Genomic DNA, 17,176 nt, shown 5'->3' on the forward strand with positions numbered 1-17,176 from the left:
AGCATCAGGACAACACCACCATTCCCACTACAGGCAGTTCAACATCCGTCAAAGTAATATTTACTGTACCTTTGTTTACCTGTAGATTTGAATAGTCCGTTACACCTGAAACACCATACAACAAACTCCCTATCTTGGCATAGCTGACATACTTATGTGTCAGAGCAATCTCTTTGAAATATTCGGTCAGTACCTTTTCAAATTCGCTTTTAACCTGCCCCAGTTCTATACCATTTGCCAAAACCACGGAAGCGGTTACATCAATAGCTTTTTCCTGGACACTTTCAACGGTTACCGTAGCACCTACAGGTCTTTGGGTTTCAATATATTCTGCTGCATCTTTAATTAACTTTGCATCGGCTGCTCTTTTATTGCGATTGCAAATGACTACCTTAACAGTTCCTGCCCCATTCCAGGTAGGAAATACCTTTGCACTTCCTACACCTGTTACAGATTTAGCCCACTGTTCATAATGTGCAGCATTTCCTGAGGTGGCAGGCGTGTTAATTTTCTCATAGTAGCGCTGTCTTAAGCTTTCATCCGTCTCTGTGTCATATCCCCCCCGGCAGGTGCTGAGTTTGTCACAGAATGAATACCTTCGATGGTTATGGGGAAGTATTTAATGGTATTTGCCGCCACATTCCCCACCGTTCCATTTTCGCTGCACTCTACGATCACTTCAGCACTGCCGCTTTCGTTTAGTATTACACTTTCTCTGGTTTGAAAATTTATCAGCTCCGTTGCTACCAGGCTGCCTTTTGCCATTGTTGCTCCCTTAGTCCCAGTCAGGGTCACCTGTCCCACTGCTTTAGTAGCTGGTTTCCGTATTATCCCAAGTTCCCCGCATTTTAAGTCTAGATAGCTTCCACTGGCTGTAGCAGCAAAGGCATTGTTTAAAATGGAATCCTGTCCTATATATGATTGTTCAAGTTCTATGGCAACAGGAGATATGGCATCAAAAAAGAAACTGCCTTCTGATTTATCAAAATCATTACTTATTCCTGCAAGCATTCTTGTTCTCAATTCTTCTTTTGTTAGACTCATATGGTTATTTCACCTCCTGTCGTTCCGTAAATTGTTTCTGCTGTAAAACTGCAATTAAGCGTTCTTCCATTTTTCTTGAAATTAAAAGTATGTACTGCTGTAATGTCTACATTTTTCAGAAGGGCTTCTTTAATTTCCCGCTCTATTTCTATTTCTGCAAAAACTGCGGGGTAATCACCACTTATGAAATCCTTAAGACTAACCCCATACTCTCCTGATTCGTAAATCTTAAACCGATTTTTTTCAGTGAAAAGGATTTTTTTAATCCAGACCTTTACAGCCTCAATACCTTCACATTCCACTACTTTTCCGTCAACCACAGTAAAATCGCCACTGTCAAAATCAAATAGGAATGATTTCCCCATTTTAGTCCGTGCATTCTCCTGTGTTGTTATAAATTCTTTTACTTCTGGAAACATTAAATATCACCCACTTTATCTATTACGAAATAAGTTGAATTATCTCTGGTTGGGATAACAATCACCCGATTGCCTTTCTGAAGCAAGTCCTCAACAGAGTGCACATGTTCACCATGAGTTTCGATACTGGCACTAGTAGTTACATAAGTATTTATTAAATGTTTAGCAAGAACCAGTCTGGATTTATCCAAAATAAATCCATTTACTGTTATTTTTATATCCGGCAATTCTGTCAGAACTTTTCCAACACAGATGTCTTGTACAGAAGGGTTCTCTCTGGATTTAAACAGGATTGCCAGTTCCGTTAATGCATCCATTTTATACCTCCTCCAGTTGCAGACTTGTGGTATGTATTTTACCTATACTGTGCCGTGCAGACTTAATCTTATACTTTCCTACTAAATTAGTAACTGGTTCATTTAATACTAATATTCTCCCAGCTCTTAAATCAAAATGTCCCAATACTTCAACACTTCCTTCAAATGAAACTTTACATAATTCCTTTAATTTGTTCTGAGCAATATTTCTTCCCTGTGCAATATCCTTGTCTTCCATGCTGATGGTTTCACGTAATAATCCATATCTTTTTACCATCCAATCACTTTTAGCTTCCGCAATTGTTTTAATCTTTTCATCTGTTCCCACATAAATTACTATGCTGTTTTTCATATCTTCCATGCTCGCTTTTTTTGAAGGATTACTTATGGTTTCGTTGATATCCACCATAGGCAGGTTGTCTGCGACTTTTACTTTTACATTTATCTGAAGTTCTGTATCTTTAAAGATCCAGAGTTTTCCTTCATTCATCTCCATAACATACTTCACACCTGTAGCATTGGTCACTTCTTCAATAATATCCTTAAGTACCTGAGCAACCTCTTTATCATAATAAATCTTTTTTATTATAGTAGGCATATCTGCCACTGTTCCCACGGTTACCCCCAGTTCCAGGAGAAGTGATTTTATTGCAGCATCTGCTCGGACTCCATTGAATTGTTTGATTATTTTTGACTTATTTAGATAAAATGCGAAATCAAAACAGGTAAAGGATTGCGTTTTTTCACTTCTGGATTTAGAAATAATTATGCCTATGAAGACTTCTTTTTTCCCTTCATCAAATAATTTAACAAAGTCACCAGTATCCACACTAAAGTTTGGATAATATTGCATGTCAGAATAAGCAATTTCAAAGTCCAACTGATCCCCTAAAGTATCCAGACTACTATTTAAAGTCACATTTCCTACCATAGAACTAATATCATACTCTTCTACAGAACCAATATCATGCTTTTTCACTGTTAAAATCATTTTTTTTCACCTGTATAAATCTGAATTCCTTAAACTCTATGGAATAATTAATATCTTTTTTCCCTGCTTTCTGACCATATTCAAAAGACTCAATGGTAACTGGCATATTGATTGGTGTTTCAGAAATAATCAATCTGAAAGGAATCCTCCTATCTCGCATCATTTCTATTTCTTTTACGAATTCCCATCCAAACATAGAGCAATTCTTTGAGTAAATCACTTTTTGTGCTGGAAATATACTGGAAAAACTTAAGGTTTTAAGACCCATCGTTCCAATGAGGGTAATCTCTTTTGTGCTTATGGTCTGATAAGACTCATTTTGACTGGGGGATTGAATGGTGAATTCCGGAGGAAGTACTGGAATCTGAATGACCTTTTCTCTGTTATTAATACTTAAAAATATATCCATATTTCCTCCTATAAATTTGCAAGTGCCAGTTTTAACTTGGGAACAATTTCATTAACCACTTCGTTTGCGGTTACACCTTTCGTGGTGATGTATATGTTTCCAATACTTACGCTTCCACTATTCATCATCCGCTCACTCTTATCAGCTGGAATGACTCTTGAGCCATTCGGTAAATCTACAATTTCACCGCCACGCTCGTTGATATAAGTCAATCCACCTTTCCAATAGGATGTTCCTAATGCTTTATGGGCTTTGGTACCCTTCTGTACAGTACCGGAGTGAGGCTCTGCATTAGTGCCCTGTTTTCCTTTAGTTTCTTTATGCCCTTTCTCACCTGTACCCTTTGATGACTCATCATACTCTTGAATTAATTTAGTCACACCTTTAATTGGATGCCTTAGGAATTCAATTATGGCCCCCCAGTGTTCTCGAATACCAGAGGCCATATTTTTAAAAAATCCAACCACAGAATCTTTTATATTTTTAAACTTTGAAAATAAAGCTTTACCTAAACTGGCTGCCGCAGCTTTTATTTTATCCCAGTACACAATTAGTCCTACTATTGCAGCAATCAGTAAGCCTATACCCACTATAATCCAGATTATTGGGCATCCTAAAAGTGTAAGATTAAAGAGACTTTGTGCCACTGTCAGAATTCCCATGATAGTAATAACAGTAGTAATAACTGCTGCAACTAAATTTATAATTCCTATTAGTCCCGCAATTGCACCTATAAAACCTATTACAAATATTATGCCATCTTGATGTTTACTGATGAACTGAGCAATGTTCTGAAAAAATGTGGAGACTTTTTCGATTCCAGTGACTATGGCCTTAGCTATTGAATCTATAACGCCTTTAATCATTGGTTGATTATCAGAAAACCATTTTGCAAACTTAGCTAAATAAGGTAAAAGCATTGTTCCTATCTGTTCTTTTAAGTCTCCAAATAGATTTTGTGCCCGCTGAATAGCGCCCACGTCTGTTCCTGCTATTTTGGCGTTAGCCTCTCCCACATTGTTACTAATTATTTTTGCAAGCATTGCAGCTCGTTCTTCCTTAGTCCCGTATCTTATTACTCTGCCCTCAGCTTCGCTAAAAGCTAAACCTGCGGCTTTCAGCCCTTCAGTTTGCCCATTTAATCCTTCTCCCATTAAATCGGCTACTTCAACTGCATCGTCAGAAGTACCATTAAGCCCTTTTTGTGCAACTAAAAGGTTATTCATTGCAGGAATTAAGGATTTTATATTTTTGGTATTTCCTGCATAGCTAGCCAGTTGCTGTGCTCCTGCCATCTGAACCTCATCACTGACTACACCATTTTGCTGTTGAGCAGAAGTAAGCTTTAAAATTGAATCAATCTGCTCTTTTGTGGCTTTATTCTTTAACTTTAATGTATTAGCAAAACTTAATTCCGTTGCTTGCTGAGCCTGTGCTGCACTTATACTTTCTTTTGCAAAGCCAGCAACATCTCCAGCATGATCTTTTATAAAGCCTTTAACCTTTCCAAATGCTGATTTTGAATTACCTTTCTTTTCTCCATCTTTATCATCAGAAGTAGTATTTTTATACTTATTCTTTATGTTTTTTATATCGCTTGTAACCTGACTCAAAGTTTTGCTTATTTTCCCTTTAACGTTTACAGTGGTAGTTATCGTTTTATTCTTTAACTTATTTATTTTTAAGATGACTTCACCCAGAGTTTTGCTTATTCTGTCTTTAACATTCACTGTAGTAGTTATCGTTTTATTCTTTAACTTATTCGCTTTTACAATAACTTCATTCAGGGTTTTGGTTATCTTGTCTTTGACATTCACTGTGGTTGTTATGGTCTTATTCTTTAATTTATTAACCTTGGCTATTATCTGATCTAATTGCTTAATTGTTTTCTCGCTTACTTTTATACCTGAATCACCACTTTGTTGAGGCATTTTTATCCCTCCTTTGCTTTTTATTTTCCAAATAAGGCCTGATATTTTTCACTTTCTTCTCGCCAATACTTTTCTTTTGCAATTCCATACATTACCCTCTCATAAGGATCTGCATTGATGAGTTCTTCAAGTGATATACCTCTTGCCAGGAAGAAGGTTACTATTTCATATAAGTAATCATCTTCCTTTATGAGTTTTTTATTTCTTCACCTACATTGGCAATCCCTGAAAACTCAAAAAGCTCTTCACCAATAGTTAAAATTTCCGATAAATCAAAAATGGCATCTACTGTATCATAAGGATCTTTTATTTCCAGTTCTTTTTGCAATTCTCCATCCTGTAACGTTTCGCAGGTTCTGTAAATTAATTTTTTATATGCTGTGGTAATGGTCCTTGTATCAGCAGTTGTACCAATATCATCCATTACACTAAGCATTACTTCATCACTGGGCTTTTTAAAGATCAGAGATTTGCCAATTGACTTCACTTCAATCTCTTTAAATTTATGCAAGCTTTCTTCTTTTTGCTTTTTCTTTGCAATCAAATCCTTAAATGTTGCTTTTTTCATGTTTCCCTCCAATTAAGGCTCTAACTTTATTAACTCATTAAATTAGAGCCTTTTACAAAATTTATCAGATTGTTCTAAATTGTTTCCAGTACATCATAGTCACTGAATTTGAAAGGTATTTCTTCCTCAACCAGTGCTTTGCCCTCAATCTTGGCAAGCATCATTTCTGTAATGATCACATTACCCAGTGAAACTCTTTCTGACTTTCCCGTTGAATTATCCTTTAGCTGAGTAACTATATTAATATCTGGTAATTCTCCTGTTTTGTAAGTGTTCTTTACCAGACTTAAAACAGTACTGTCGATTTTATGCAGTACCAGAGTACCTTCACCAGCCCACCCTGTATAGGCGTGGTGTGTTGTGTAATCTCCCACAAAATTTACTTCTTCAAAATTGCCTGTGATTTTAGCCTCAATACTTTTTACCTGTGCTAATAGTTTACCGTTAAGCCACACATTTCCATTACATCCGCTTAAAACTCTATTCTGATTAATCATAAAGCCACCTCCTATGCTAAATTAATATTAAACTGCAGATTTTCCATGGCACCAAGAATCTTTATATCTCCATACAGATATACTGTTCTCTTATATGCGTTGTTTTTTACCTGCTGTTCTGTCCAAGTTTCTGCTTCTGACTTGCCTGTTCCTACCCAGGCTAATCTCTGTGATTCCACATCCACATCTACTTTATTTTCATAGCTGCTGTCCAGAATGTCCTGATTTGCAAGCTGTTTAAAATAACTGTTTACGGAACTGATCAGAAGGATCTGATTGTCATAATTGTTTTTGTAGTTTCCCAGGTACTCATGCTTAAATACACTTGAGATGTCATCCTGAATTAAATCCATGGCCTCTACAACATCTATGTATTTCATATCTTCTGTTGCAGTCTTCCCATCCGTTGTTGTCATGGAATTAACACCCAGAGCAATCTGAACACTGTCGAGATCATTTATTAAAACAAATTTACCTGCGCCCACTGCTGCCTGATTATCTGCCACTTCTTCAACCTTTGTCAGATTTGCACACTTAAAGTATGTAGTTCCTCTTTTTACATTGCAGCTTGCTAAAATACCAATTAATGAAGGGCAATATTTTTCTCCTGATACTTTTCCTCTTGTATCAGCAAAGGTTACTGAATCATTGCTGAAATTTACTAAATGCTTGCAATCTGTAACGGCAGCCTTATATACAACAGCTTTGTAAGTCTTTTCTTCCTGCTCCTTGGACTTAATCCAGCTAGCAAGAGTAGTCCATTCTTCAGCCACACCGCTGGCAATAGTAATCCAGCCTGTTTTTACATTCTTCTCAATCATGGCAAGAGCGTCTGCAATTTTTCCACCAGTTTTGTCTACTCTTACTACAACCACTTTATTTAGTGAAAAATTGAAAATATCCTTGATATACTGGAAATTTTCGTCTGAATATTTTACTTTATCCTTTTCTACTGAAAGAATGGAACTATATTCCTTTACTCCAATGGTTTTATCTGTATCGTCTTTTACGATTAGTACAGCTATTCCTCTTTCACTACGTTCAATTAGTGAACCGGCAAGCTGCTTAAATGTTACTTCAATGTTAGGTAATTTAATCATTTACTTCCTCCTTAAATTTTAAACTTTCCATAGTCTCACTGGAATCCGTGTCTGGCATTAACTCCGCTATATACAATTCAAAACTGATTTTTAAGTTTCCGTCTTTTAAGTCGGAATCCAGGTTCAAAACAGGTATGTAAATATTTTCTACATACATATCTTCCAGCAGGATAGTTTCAAGTAGTTCCTGCATTTTGCTGTTATCTGTTTTACATTTGTACATATCTTTAGCAAAGAAAGTTACATTAATAGTAAAAGTTTTTTCTCTGCAATTTGAGTTCAGCTTTACAACTTTCAAGTTCTCAACAGCTACTTTTATGCTAGGCCTTATTAAACTCTCAGTGTTATCCTCAAATATCAAGGGTACACTTTCAAATTCAGTTCCGGCCATTGCCTTTTTCATTTTTTCATTTATAGCTGTATTGATTTGTAATATTGTTAATATATTAATCCACCTCCTTACCACACTCCTCTTTCCATAGATTACTAGCAATCTTCTGTACATTTATAAGGTTAACATACTAATTTCGGGATTTTCGGCGACTTAAGCCAGTAAAAAGTTTTTTTAGCACTTATTATAAGAAGCCCCTTTTCCAAATAAAAAGGCGGTATTTCATAAGTCATAAATCCATGACTTTAAATACCGCCTTCCATGCCCTGTTCTAGTTAGGCCTGTTATATGTAAGCGCCCTCGGGCTGTCACTTGTTCCTTCCGTAGTTGGGTCTACCAATACGCCCAGTGTTACTAAAAGGTTTAATATCACACTAATAGCCTGTATAATCTCATCCTGTGAAACAGGTATCGTGATACCCAGTATTCCAAGAATCTGATATACTAAAGTAACGATACATGCCATCAATGCTGCAAATGTCGTTTTATTTTTTATTCTGAGTTTCCAGTTAATCTTCATAATAATGCTCACTTTCCTTTATTTCATCTATCCTGCGATGAGCTGATTTTACAGACTGCTCCACTACAACCATTCGCTCTATCAGCCCATTATGTTTATCCTGCTTTTTCTCAAGATTATTCAATTTTGTGAGGACTACACCTCCAAAGCTGCCAAGTGATACAGCATATACAATCATCTGTATCCAAAATTCTGTCCCCATATATCAGCCCCTACTTTATTATTAACATTCAAATTTACTCATTATCAGGATATATTTCCCGGATATAGGACTTTGCCATGACTATTAATACAGATAACTCGTTTGCTATCTCAGAACCCTCTGCTGAATACATCATCCATTTCTTATTTGCTTCATTGACTGTAAGAGCTTCCTCTTTCCACAAGATTAATGGGGTTTGATCCGCTTTGTATCGCATAGTCTCATAAGCATGCTCCCGTCTTTGCTGTGGAAGTTCTGCGGGAATACATTCTTTCTTACTCCAAATACCATCTTTGTATATGTCACCTATACCATAATTCTCTGTTTGTTCTGCTATAATATATTGCTCTCCAAACAGCTCTACGGCTTTTTGTATATCTTCAAATACAGCTATGTTTTCACAGCTATTTGTTTCTTTATTAATTAATGCTATATTCATTTTTTCACCTCCAATATCCTATCATTATAACTTCGCTACTTCCATTTCCGCCAGCACCGACAACTTCAGGAGATTGCCATCTTGATGCGCCACCTCCGCCGCCTCCGCCACGATTAGGCAATGCATTATAACCATCTGGATGATCCCAGTAACCCCCAGGGCCACTACCACTGCCACCAAAATTGCTCTGTGGATATTGGGCTGATCGCCTGCAAAGTTACCATTACCTCCACCTGACCCATAAAAGAGATTGTCAAGGGGTATCTATAGTCCCTTTTTCTTCCAGATTGTCCAAATACTTTTCTGCCCAGTGTGTCTCCTTTTTCTCCATCTTTGTTTCCTCTTCATTCCAGGATATTCCTAAATACTGTAATATTCCTTTGGCATCTGCATCCGAGCACTTTTCTCTGAATGCATCTTCCTTCAATTTTACAAGTTCTTCTCTGTTAGTATAAAATCCATGTTCAACCAGAACTGCCGGGCACACTGTTTTCACAACAATGCCTGCTACAACCTTTGCATCTTTAAGTCCTCTGTCCCGGAGTATCTACACCATGTCTTTCTAAATGTCCTTTACTTCTGGTTGCTACATCATAATTAAATTCATATTCAAAGAATGTTTGATTAAAACTTCTTTTTCTGGGAGTCAAACTGCAATGTTCCCAATTTATGCAAACTTTCATATTTTCTATTCCTCATTAATATTTGTTTTATAAGCTTAGCACCAAAATAATTAACATAGTAATATCATTATACTTTCGTTTATACAGTTAAACTTACCCTCTACGTTTCTATAAAAAATATATATTATTAATTTTACAGGTAACATTATGTGAGTATCCTGAACTTTTGCCTCCTGATGATTTAATTTCTAAATATACATCTACAAAATCGTAATCTCTAACACTAGCAGGCATGGGCAAAACTAAACTTTGATTAATAACATTTGAGTTAAACTCCTTTGACTCTGCATGGGAGATATTAATTACTTGTCCCGCAACCAGCAATTTTAGATTTGCCTCCAATTTCATCCATGGACCTGACATAGAATCTCCAGTTATACTTGAATCAAATTGTATGTTTATACTTGAATTTTGACTTAACAAATTAAGCATAAAAGGTTTAACGCAGTAACATGTTTTCGAGTCGTTAGAACTTCCTGGATTCCATCCTCCACTCTTTAATTCGAAGGCACTGGTTAACACTTTTTCATTTTTGTCTGTAAAAAAGTATGTTACAACATCAAATAGTCTTTCTCCAGATTGAAAAAAGTTCCAATGTTTATATACTTTAATTAATTTATTAAGGATAGAGTCTACATTTCCTGCATTATATGCTGCTAACGTATCTATTGATGCTCCTACCTTATTTAAAATTATCTGCAATGCCTTCTCCACATTCCCACTATCCGCCGACAGTCCATATAAGTTTCTTACTGTTTCGGAGATTTTTATTTCTGCTGCCTGCACATCTGTTCTCGGTGCCTGATTCAAAAGCACATTGCTGATATGTTCGGCACGTTCATCGGTTACACTGGCTATGACAGACTGATTGGCATTAATCCTTACCTGTGCCAGCGGTATCTGGTAAATATCCTCTGTCTGCATGATATCTACGGGTTTTGGATCAGCTGCTGGGATTCCCTTTAACACTCTTATGTAAATATTTCTTTCTGCAATATTTAACTCTGCCACTACCCTGTCTATTCGTGGATTTTGTGTACCCACATCAAATTCAAGAGTCTGCTCATTTTCAAGGAATCCGGTTCTGCCGTTAATGATGATTCCTCCCGGCTTCACTACACAGCTCATGGCAGAAAGGTTTACAACCTGCAACTCATTAGTCAGCAGATCTGAACCTTGTACCAATATCCCATTGGAAAAATAGGCTCTGACCAAATCAGCCAGATCTTTAGAATGAGCCACTCTGTCGTATTCTTCCTGACCTGTTTTCGGATTTGTTATCACTTCAGAATCAAAAGGCATTGCCTTCAGACTAAAATTATTCATATCATTTTGCCCCCTTTGTTACTAATTTCATTGTTTCATAAATATCCGGAATATCTTCTCCCAGCTTCACAGACAGCTTGTACCCGTTTACATCCCAGCTTTCTGTGGCACTTGAGATTCTTAAGTTTACTGAAAAACCAATATTTTCATCAGCGCAATTCACAATATCTCCTAAATAAAAGTCCTTGCCAAATTGCCTGTTACTCAATAAATACAATTCACAGTCCACCACTTCATTTGCAACCATTTTTCTCAGGGCTGCCTTTGCAGCAGATTCAAGCATAGCAATGTAACTGGTTTCCGGCAGTGTAACATCATCAATCTTGCTTGGGATTTGCCCTGACAAATCTAAGAACCGTTCCTTTCTCATGGTGCCCGTCTCGTTTCCAATGCTTATAGTGATGTCTTTTCCATCACCTTTAACATAAATATAGTTGCATACATTAGTAATGCTTTTGGTGTACTGCACTTCAAGCAGATTATCCCGGTCTCTGCTTAAAACCATAGGTGGAACATTGTTCTCCACGAATTCAATAATCTGAACCTTATAATTCCAGCCATTATCATAATAGATATTTTCTTTGCACCAGTTAATCCCCGGCTCTTTACCTGGGCCAAAGGTGGCCGTAAGGTCAATTATGGCAGCATATTCCGTATAAACTGCAATATTTTCTTCTTCCGGAAGTTCTCCCTGTGCCAGACAGAATTGGTATTGGTCAGACATCTTCGGAACATAAAGAGCGTTAAATCTCTGCATGCCATTAGTTTTTCCAACAGAAAGGGTATGCCCCCCTTCTGCATCTGAGAATCCATATCCCAATACAGAATCTGTAGGATTGTCACAAAAAATATCCAGAAAATATACATGCTGATTGTTGAGACTTACCTCCTGATAGAGGTAGCCTGCCTTTCGATAAAAATACACCCACTCAAATTTGGTTTTCTCCTCATCTAAATAGTTTTTGTATCGGTCTTTCAGCTTGGTTTTTTTGAACTTTCCCTTTTCACAAGACAAAATATCCATACCCAGATAATTAGTACCACCGTCTATCTGTTGCCAACCTTTTAAGTCACGGTCAAATTGTCCATTTGTTAGAATATCAACAGCTTTGTGTGTTTCTATAAAGGTTTTGGTATTTTTTTCTTCTGTCCTGTTTACGCCTTTATAGGTATCAAAGATGAATTTCTTTTCCTCTTCATCCATTCTGAGATTAAAGCCAATCATTGCCTTCTGACAAATTTTTTTAATTTCTTCCAAAAGTAATTCATTAGCTCCTGCATAGCTGTCTACACCTTCATCTGCCTCTGCACGAGTACCCAAAGCTAAATTGGGAACTTTTCTCCCAACTTCACTGCATGACACTGCATTATCGTTTACCAACTTTTGAACCATTTCAGCTGGCTGTATAGATTCAAAAGCATAGCTGCCTAAAGCTACTCTTCTTTCCAGGAGAACTTCTGTCATCCTTCCTTTAATTACAAGAGATTCAATACCTTCATCGTCAATGACGGTATTGATGAATTCAACAAGACCGCTATGCCTATTGTCCTGTGGGTTCTGAATGATACGGTCCGTCAGAAGTAAATCAAAATTTTCCATTCCGCAATGTAGTTCAAAGGAACCCACATCGTTGTAAACCGTTGTCCAGCTGAAAAAAGTGTATACGTCAACGATACCCACTCTCTCAAGCAGCTGATTTAAAACAAAGATATCCATTATTCCTCCACCTCCAGATATAAAGGTGTAAATTTTATAACATTATTCAAATTAGATTCATTTCTTGCTGCAGAAATTAAAATATCATTGGCTCCAGTGTTTAACGACAGACTCATGGTTGATTTTCTGGTCACATTATTTAAAATATCCGTCCTGCTGTTCCCACGGATGAATGAAGCGTACTTGTTCCCCGATATAGTTGAAACTTCAACGATATCACCTTTTTCCATATTTATAATTACTTCTATGAATTTACCGGTTATGTTATTTGTGATTTTGGGATTTTTTACTTCCCCCTCATCCGCAATAAACCGCACCAGAAATCCTGTTTCTATGTCTCCGTCATTGACTATGTTCTGAATAGAATCCTGTGATATCTGCCCAAAGCAAATACCTTTTGATGCAGGTATAATCATGGGAAAAATCGGTACGGACCGGGCACTTGAATAATAGACAACCTCTTCGTTCCTTCTCTTAAAAACAGGCTCAAATGCCGTGCATTGAATCAGAAACTCACAGAAGTTACTTCCATTTCTCAACCGTTCATTGGAATAAGATACTGAAGCATTTGCCCGGACAGATATTTTATAGTTTCCACATTCTATAATCAGCGTATGATTAGGATTGATTATCCTGTTCAGTTCTCTCTTTTTTAAAGGAATACTTTTCCCAAAACCAAATACGGCGCCCTTTATGCTGATGCTTCTTGTGTCCAGTTTAGTTGACATAACTTTTGTACCAATTAAATTAATATACGGTGTGGTCTTTTGTATGGCAGGAGCCTGTCCAAAGTCTGCCTGCCCAAGTACATATCCTCTGTTATCTGTTCCTATTTTAATGGTTTTATCCAGTTCAATATTGTGTAATATAATTTCTGTAATCATAACATCACCTTAAAATCCCAACATTAATGCCCGTTGAGCATTTTTCATCTGCTTTGCACTTTCTAAAGGCGTCAGCGGTTTAGGGCTGTAAAAATTATAAGTATCTCCCCCTCGAGTTCCTACTTTATTTGCAATCTCATCCGCAAGACTTCCTGTTCGATCGTTACCTAGAGGAGTTACTGTTGCAACTCCCAAATTTAAAGTCAGAAGTTCCGGGCCATTCTCTCCTACCAAAGCAGTTCCATTGGTTATGGACCCACCTGTAGCCATACCCGATACTTTTTTCTTCTTACCTTTCTTGTCGTCCCCTGAATCCCAGAAAGCCAGTTTTTTAAACCAGTCTACTGCTTCCTTTATTTTTTCTATTAAGGTGCCTATTGGATCCATGATAAAATCAAGAGCTCCCTTTATTACTTTTTTTATAGTACCCCAGATTTTTGTTACAGCATCTCTGAAGCCTTCATTCTTTTTCCATAAATATACAATTCCTGCTGCAAGAGCTGCCACTGCTGCTATAACAATACCTATAGGATTAGCCTCCATGACTAAATTCAGTGCTGCCTGAGCGATACCCACTTCTTCCGCTGCTTTTTTAAATTTCATAAAAGCACTAATTAATCCCTGCACAATGGCCACCACATTTAATGTTGCCAGACCTGCTCCAATTGCCACAATACAGGCAACGATTACTTCCTGGTTTTCATTGACCCACTCTAAGATATTGTTCAGGATATCCTGGGCATCCTGAAGGTAAGGCAGCAGTTCAGCCGCAATAGCCGCACCTATATCAAAGAATATCTGTCCTCCGGTTTCTTTTAAAGAATCCATAGATTCCTTAAATTCATTGGCAGCCTCCACCGTGTCACCAGATAAAATCAGTCCAGCGTCTTCTGCCTGGGAAGCCAGTCCCTGCAACGCTTCCGATCCGCCAGAAATCAGTGGTTCCAAATCTTCTGCAGATGTGCCGAAGATATCCATTGCCAAGGCATTTCTTTCTGTTTCATCGGAAACTTGTCCCAAGGCATCAATGATTTCATAAAACGTCTCAGTAGAATCTTTTACATCCCCAGTCATGCTGTCTTTCATATTGACTCCCAGCTTTTTAAAGGATTCCTGCAGCTGTTCATTATCAGAACCTGTGGAGTTCATGTTATCACTTAATGTTTTTAAAGAACTACTGACACTGTCGAATGGAACCCCCATGGACCCGGATGCACATTTTAGTTTTTCAATATCCTCAACAGCCATACCGGTACTCTCAGATAATGAAACAATTTTCTGTGCCGTTTCACTGGCTTTTATGGTCATTTCGCCTAATGATCCTGCCAGATCTTTTGCTATACTCAAACTGGCAGTGCGGACGTTTTTATTAAATTCTTCATTGCCAAGCAGATTCAGTTTCTCTTTGCCTGACTCTGCAGAATCCTCCAGATCTTTTAAAGATTCCTTTAGCTGAGATATTTCTTCTTCAATTGCCTTATATTTATTGGCGATTTCCACGCCCATATCCATTTTTGCTCTTGTGATTTCTGCTGCTTGCTGTAATTTGATCATGCTGTCTTTCGTTATGTCTATCTGCATATTGAGCAATTCCTGCTTCTGTACCATCAACTGAGCATTTTCAGAATCGGCTTTTAATAATCTTTCTATTTTCTGCATTTCTTCCTGCAGTTTTTTGCTGTTTTTATTTGCTTCTTCTAACATTCTATTAATGGGGGTGATATCACCAACCCCTATATTTGATTCTTTTGTATTGTCAGCCAATTAATTCACCCCCAAAAATTTTAGTACCTGGTCATCATCTAATTCTTCTATCTCATCATAGACCTGGTCATCATTCAGCCTCTCCGTAAAAATATCTACGATTTCACCTACAGTAATATCCTTCAATTCTTCAAGAGATATTCCCATCTGCAGACACCGTAATAAAAAAAGTGCTGTTGTTAACTGCCGGTTACCTGACTTAGTTTTTTTTTAGATTCTGCTATAGCCATTTCATTTTGAAGCCACAAAGACAAAACTTCTGGGAGAATTTCATAGATGGAAAATGTCCCAAAACTGCTCAGCCACTCTTCAATTTTTCCAATGGATTCGTCTGCATGATATGCCATTGTATATGCTATATTCTCAAACACCTCAAGGTCGATGGTTTCAAACTCAGTTCCCTTTTCCAGCTTATTCTGATATGCAGATTTCAGCTTCATCATATCCTGCATGATGTCCCTTTTAAACATAACACGGTATAGCCTGAGCACATAAGCACTGGCTCTGAACTTAACAGGCCTGCCTTCCACAATGATTTCTTTTGTCAGTGCCTGCATTACTTGCCACTCTCCTCAGTAAAAAGCTGTACATTCTTATACCAGTCTTCGTATGCTGCGGGATTTTCTGATTTTCTGCAGTATGCAAAACTGAATTTGCTGCCAAATGGCTTGGAAACAGTGATAGGTACTGTCTGTGCTTCTGGCGTTGTCCCTGACTTTGGACTTAAGGTTGGTCTTCCAGCAGTGCATCTGTAATATGCACAGCGTATTGGCTCACTATCCCCATTGATTTCAAACAGCAGTGCAAAAGGTGCACCAGCTGCCGTAGCATCTTCAGCAATTAAACCTTTAGCATCTTTTTTGTATCCTAAGAATTTAGTCTTAAACTGATCATCGATTAGTGCCATGGCTAATTCCAAGGTATAGCCATCATTGGCATAAGCAGCATAATAGTTTGGGTTATTATCTGCCTGAAATTTTACTTCTGTATTTGTGGGAGTAGCTGTCATAGAAACTGCACCCAGTGCTGCAAAAGGTATTTCATACTTACTTACTCCTTCTGCCTCCTTTAATTCTGCAAAATGGACATTAGATAGTCCAAACTGTACTTTGTTACTCATAATCATTTTTCCTTTCTTTTTTTGTTTTTGATTTTATCTTGATCAATCCACCTGTGTGTTTTAGCGCTAAATTATTTTCTTTCCCCTCTCTTATCTACGATTTTAACAATTGTTTTCGAGATTTTCGGTAGCCTTTAAAAATGTATTGTGTTTTTGTCTGGGATAGCTTTCATCGAACTCTCCAATAGAAAACGCAATTTGCTGCCAGGTTAAACCGTTTATGTATCTTAATCTTAATATCTGCCTCATTTTACTGTCCTCGACAGAATCAATAAACCTATTGATCTTCTTAATTTCATGCCAGCACTTTTCCATATTAAGAGATATAAGCTCTTTTAAATCTAATATCTCAGACTTGCAACCTGAAACTTCTTTATCTAAACTCAATGGAATTCCAGCAACTCTCACAGACTTTCCCTGCAAAACAGATTCCAGTTCTCCCAATCTGTTCTGCTGCTGCTCAATCTCTCTGTTTAAGTCATAAAGCTGGCTTAATTCTTTTTTTGTCACAAATTCACCTTCTTTACTCATTCGTAATCATCTCAGAAAAAAGATAACTTACACTTTGTTTTAACCGTTTGGATATGTAATAAGCCTCTTTTATAGTAAATGCTGTTTTTCTGTTTAGCTTATTGCATATACTTTTTTCACTTAAATGAAGTTCATTTGCAAGCATTTTTGGTGTGATCCCCTGTTTGCACATTTGATAATGTAAATTAAGATACATGTAATCTCCCCTTTCTTTTACCACACATGGTGAATTTAGTTTTACTGTAAATGATATATGGTTAATTTGTCAACTATTTTTTACTCCATGTGGTAAATTTCTTCTTGATTTTTACTTGTTGCTCTGT

The 17,176-nt window shown here is 37.2% G+C and carries 23 protein-coding genes and 1 pseudogene; all 24 read right to left on the reverse strand.

Annotation, left to right across the window (positions count from 1 at the left end):
• Positions 1 to 4: 4 nt before the first annotated feature.
• The 24 genes and pseudogenes from Ami3637_RS17245 to Ami3637_RS02985 all read right to left on the reverse strand — a co-directional run bounded on the left by Ami3637_RS17245 (position 5) and on the right by Ami3637_RS02985 (position 17,025).
• Positions 5 to 1,044, reverse strand: a pseudogene (locus Ami3637_RS17245) (baseplate J/gp47 family protein).
• Entirely contained in the window at positions 1,041 to 1,463 is a 423-nt protein-coding gene (locus Ami3637_RS02880; protein WP_162361234.1) for a DUF2634 domain-containing protein, read from the reverse strand. Before Ami3637_RS02880 ends, Ami3637_RS17245 begins: the two are co-directional and overlap by 4 nt.
• Positions 1,463 to 1,780, reverse strand: a complete 318-nt coding sequence (locus Ami3637_RS02885) for a DUF2577 family protein (RefSeq protein WP_162361235.1) — start codon at positions 1,778 to 1,780, stop codon at positions 1,463 to 1,465. Before Ami3637_RS02885 ends, Ami3637_RS02880 begins: the two co-directional genes overlap by 1 nt.
• A gap of 1 nt (position 1,781) precedes the next feature.
• The gene (locus Ami3637_RS02890) at positions 1,782 to 2,771 is read right to left on the reverse strand and encodes an XkdQ/YqbQ family protein (RefSeq protein ID WP_162361236.1); all 990 of its coding nucleotides are present in this window, start codon (positions 2,769 to 2,771) and stop codon (positions 1,782 to 1,784) included.
• On the reverse strand, positions 2,746 to 3,180 hold the full coding sequence (locus Ami3637_RS02895) for a phage baseplate protein (protein ID WP_162361237.1): 435 nt from the start codon (positions 3,178 to 3,180) through the stop codon (positions 2,746 to 2,748). Before Ami3637_RS02895 ends, Ami3637_RS02890 begins: the two co-directional genes overlap by 26 nt.
• An 8-nt stretch (positions 3,181 to 3,188) precedes the next feature.
• Positions 3,189 to 5,111, reverse strand: coding sequence for a phage tail tape measure protein (locus Ami3637_RS02900; RefSeq protein WP_162361238.1), 1,923 nt, complete (start codon positions 5,109 to 5,111; stop codon positions 3,189 to 3,191).
• A gap of 187 nt (positions 5,112 to 5,298) precedes the next feature.
• On the reverse strand, positions 5,299 to 5,679 hold the full coding sequence (locus Ami3637_RS02905; RefSeq protein WP_162361239.1) for a hypothetical protein: 381 nt from the start codon (positions 5,677 to 5,679) through the stop codon (positions 5,299 to 5,301).
• A 74-nt stretch (positions 5,680 to 5,753) separates the two neighbouring features.
• Positions 5,754 to 6,176, reverse strand: a complete 423-nt coding sequence (locus tag Ami3637_RS02910; RefSeq protein ID WP_162361240.1) for a phage tail tube protein — start codon at positions 6,174 to 6,176, stop codon at positions 5,754 to 5,756.
• Between the two features lie 11 nt (positions 6,177 to 6,187).
• Positions 6,188 to 7,276: a phage tail sheath C-terminal domain-containing protein gene (locus tag Ami3637_RS02915; protein WP_162361241.1), complete on the reverse strand. Its 1,089-nt coding sequence runs from the start codon at positions 7,274 to 7,276 to the stop codon at positions 6,188 to 6,190.
• Positions 7,269 to 7,781, reverse strand: coding sequence for a phage tail terminator family protein (locus Ami3637_RS02920; RefSeq protein WP_162361242.1), 513 nt, complete (start codon positions 7,779 to 7,781; stop codon positions 7,269 to 7,271). Before Ami3637_RS02920 ends, Ami3637_RS02915 begins: the two co-directional genes overlap by 8 nt.
• A 157-nt stretch (positions 7,782 to 7,938) precedes the next feature.
• Entirely contained in the window at positions 7,939 to 8,187 is a 249-nt protein-coding gene (locus tag Ami3637_RS02925) for a phage holin (RefSeq protein ID WP_162361243.1), read from the reverse strand.
• On the reverse strand, positions 8,177 to 8,389 hold the full coding sequence (locus Ami3637_RS02930) for a hypothetical protein (protein WP_162361244.1): 213 nt from the start codon (positions 8,387 to 8,389) through the stop codon (positions 8,177 to 8,179). The genes Ami3637_RS02925 and Ami3637_RS02930 overlap by 11 nt, the downstream gene beginning before the upstream one ends.
• A 34-nt stretch (positions 8,390 to 8,423) precedes the next feature.
• A complete protein-coding gene (locus Ami3637_RS02935) occupies positions 8,424 to 8,828 on the reverse strand; it encodes a hypothetical protein (protein ID WP_162361245.1) in 405 nt (134 codons plus the stop codon).
• A 253-nt stretch (positions 8,829 to 9,081) separates the two neighbouring features.
• A complete protein-coding gene (locus Ami3637_RS02940; protein ID WP_243158092.1) occupies positions 9,082 to 9,324 on the reverse strand; it encodes an N-acetylmuramoyl-L-alanine amidase in 243 nt (80 codons plus the stop codon).
• Positions 9,325 to 9,352: 28 nt separating this feature from the next.
• Complete coding sequence (locus Ami3637_RS02945) at positions 9,353 to 9,511, reverse strand: hypothetical protein (RefSeq protein ID WP_162361246.1); 159 nt, start codon at positions 9,509 to 9,511, stop codon at positions 9,353 to 9,355.
• Between the two features lie 108 nt (positions 9,512 to 9,619).
• Positions 9,620 to 10,837: a hypothetical protein gene (locus Ami3637_RS02950; protein WP_162361247.1), complete on the reverse strand. Its 1,218-nt coding sequence runs from the start codon at positions 10,835 to 10,837 to the stop codon at positions 9,620 to 9,622.
• Between the two features lies 1 nt (position 10,838).
• The gene (locus tag Ami3637_RS02955; protein ID WP_162361248.1) at positions 10,839 to 12,554 is read right to left on the reverse strand and encodes a Gp37-like protein; all 1,716 of its coding nucleotides are present in this window, start codon (positions 12,552 to 12,554) and stop codon (positions 10,839 to 10,841) included.
• A complete protein-coding gene (locus Ami3637_RS02960; protein ID WP_162361249.1) occupies positions 12,554 to 13,438 on the reverse strand; it encodes a phage tail family protein in 885 nt (294 codons plus the stop codon). The genes Ami3637_RS02955 and Ami3637_RS02960 overlap by 1 nt, the downstream gene beginning before the upstream one ends.
• Positions 13,439 to 13,447: 9 nt before the next feature.
• Positions 13,448 to 15,202, reverse strand: coding sequence for a phage tail tape measure protein (locus Ami3637_RS02965; protein ID WP_162361250.1), 1,755 nt, complete (start codon positions 15,200 to 15,202; stop codon positions 13,448 to 13,450).
• The gene (locus Ami3637_RS17060; protein ID WP_202931082.1) at positions 15,203 to 15,349 is read right to left on the reverse strand and encodes a hypothetical protein; all 147 of its coding nucleotides are present in this window, start codon (positions 15,347 to 15,349) and stop codon (positions 15,203 to 15,205) included.
• Between the two features lie 32 nt (positions 15,350 to 15,381).
• A complete protein-coding gene (locus Ami3637_RS02970) occupies positions 15,382 to 15,759 on the reverse strand; it encodes a hypothetical protein (RefSeq protein WP_162361251.1) in 378 nt (125 codons plus the stop codon).
• Complete coding sequence (locus Ami3637_RS02975; RefSeq protein WP_162361252.1) at positions 15,759 to 16,322, reverse strand: major tail protein; 564 nt, start codon at positions 16,320 to 16,322, stop codon at positions 15,759 to 15,761. Before Ami3637_RS02975 ends, Ami3637_RS02970 begins: the two co-directional genes overlap by 1 nt.
• 102 nt (positions 16,323 to 16,424) lie before the next feature.
• The gene (locus Ami3637_RS02980) at positions 16,425 to 16,832 is read right to left on the reverse strand and encodes a DUF1492 domain-containing protein (RefSeq protein WP_162361253.1); all 408 of its coding nucleotides are present in this window, start codon (positions 16,830 to 16,832) and stop codon (positions 16,425 to 16,427) included.
• 13 nt (positions 16,833 to 16,845) lie between these two features.
• Complete coding sequence (locus Ami3637_RS02985; protein WP_162361254.1) at positions 16,846 to 17,025, reverse strand: hypothetical protein; 180 nt, start codon at positions 17,023 to 17,025, stop codon at positions 16,846 to 16,848.
• Between the last annotated feature and the right edge of the window lie 151 nt (positions 17,026 to 17,176).

The sequence above is a fragment of the Aminipila terrae genome, from assembly GCF_010120715.1.
Classification (GTDB): Bacteria; Bacillota; Clostridia; order Peptostreptococcales; family Anaerovoracaceae; genus Aminipila; species Aminipila terrae.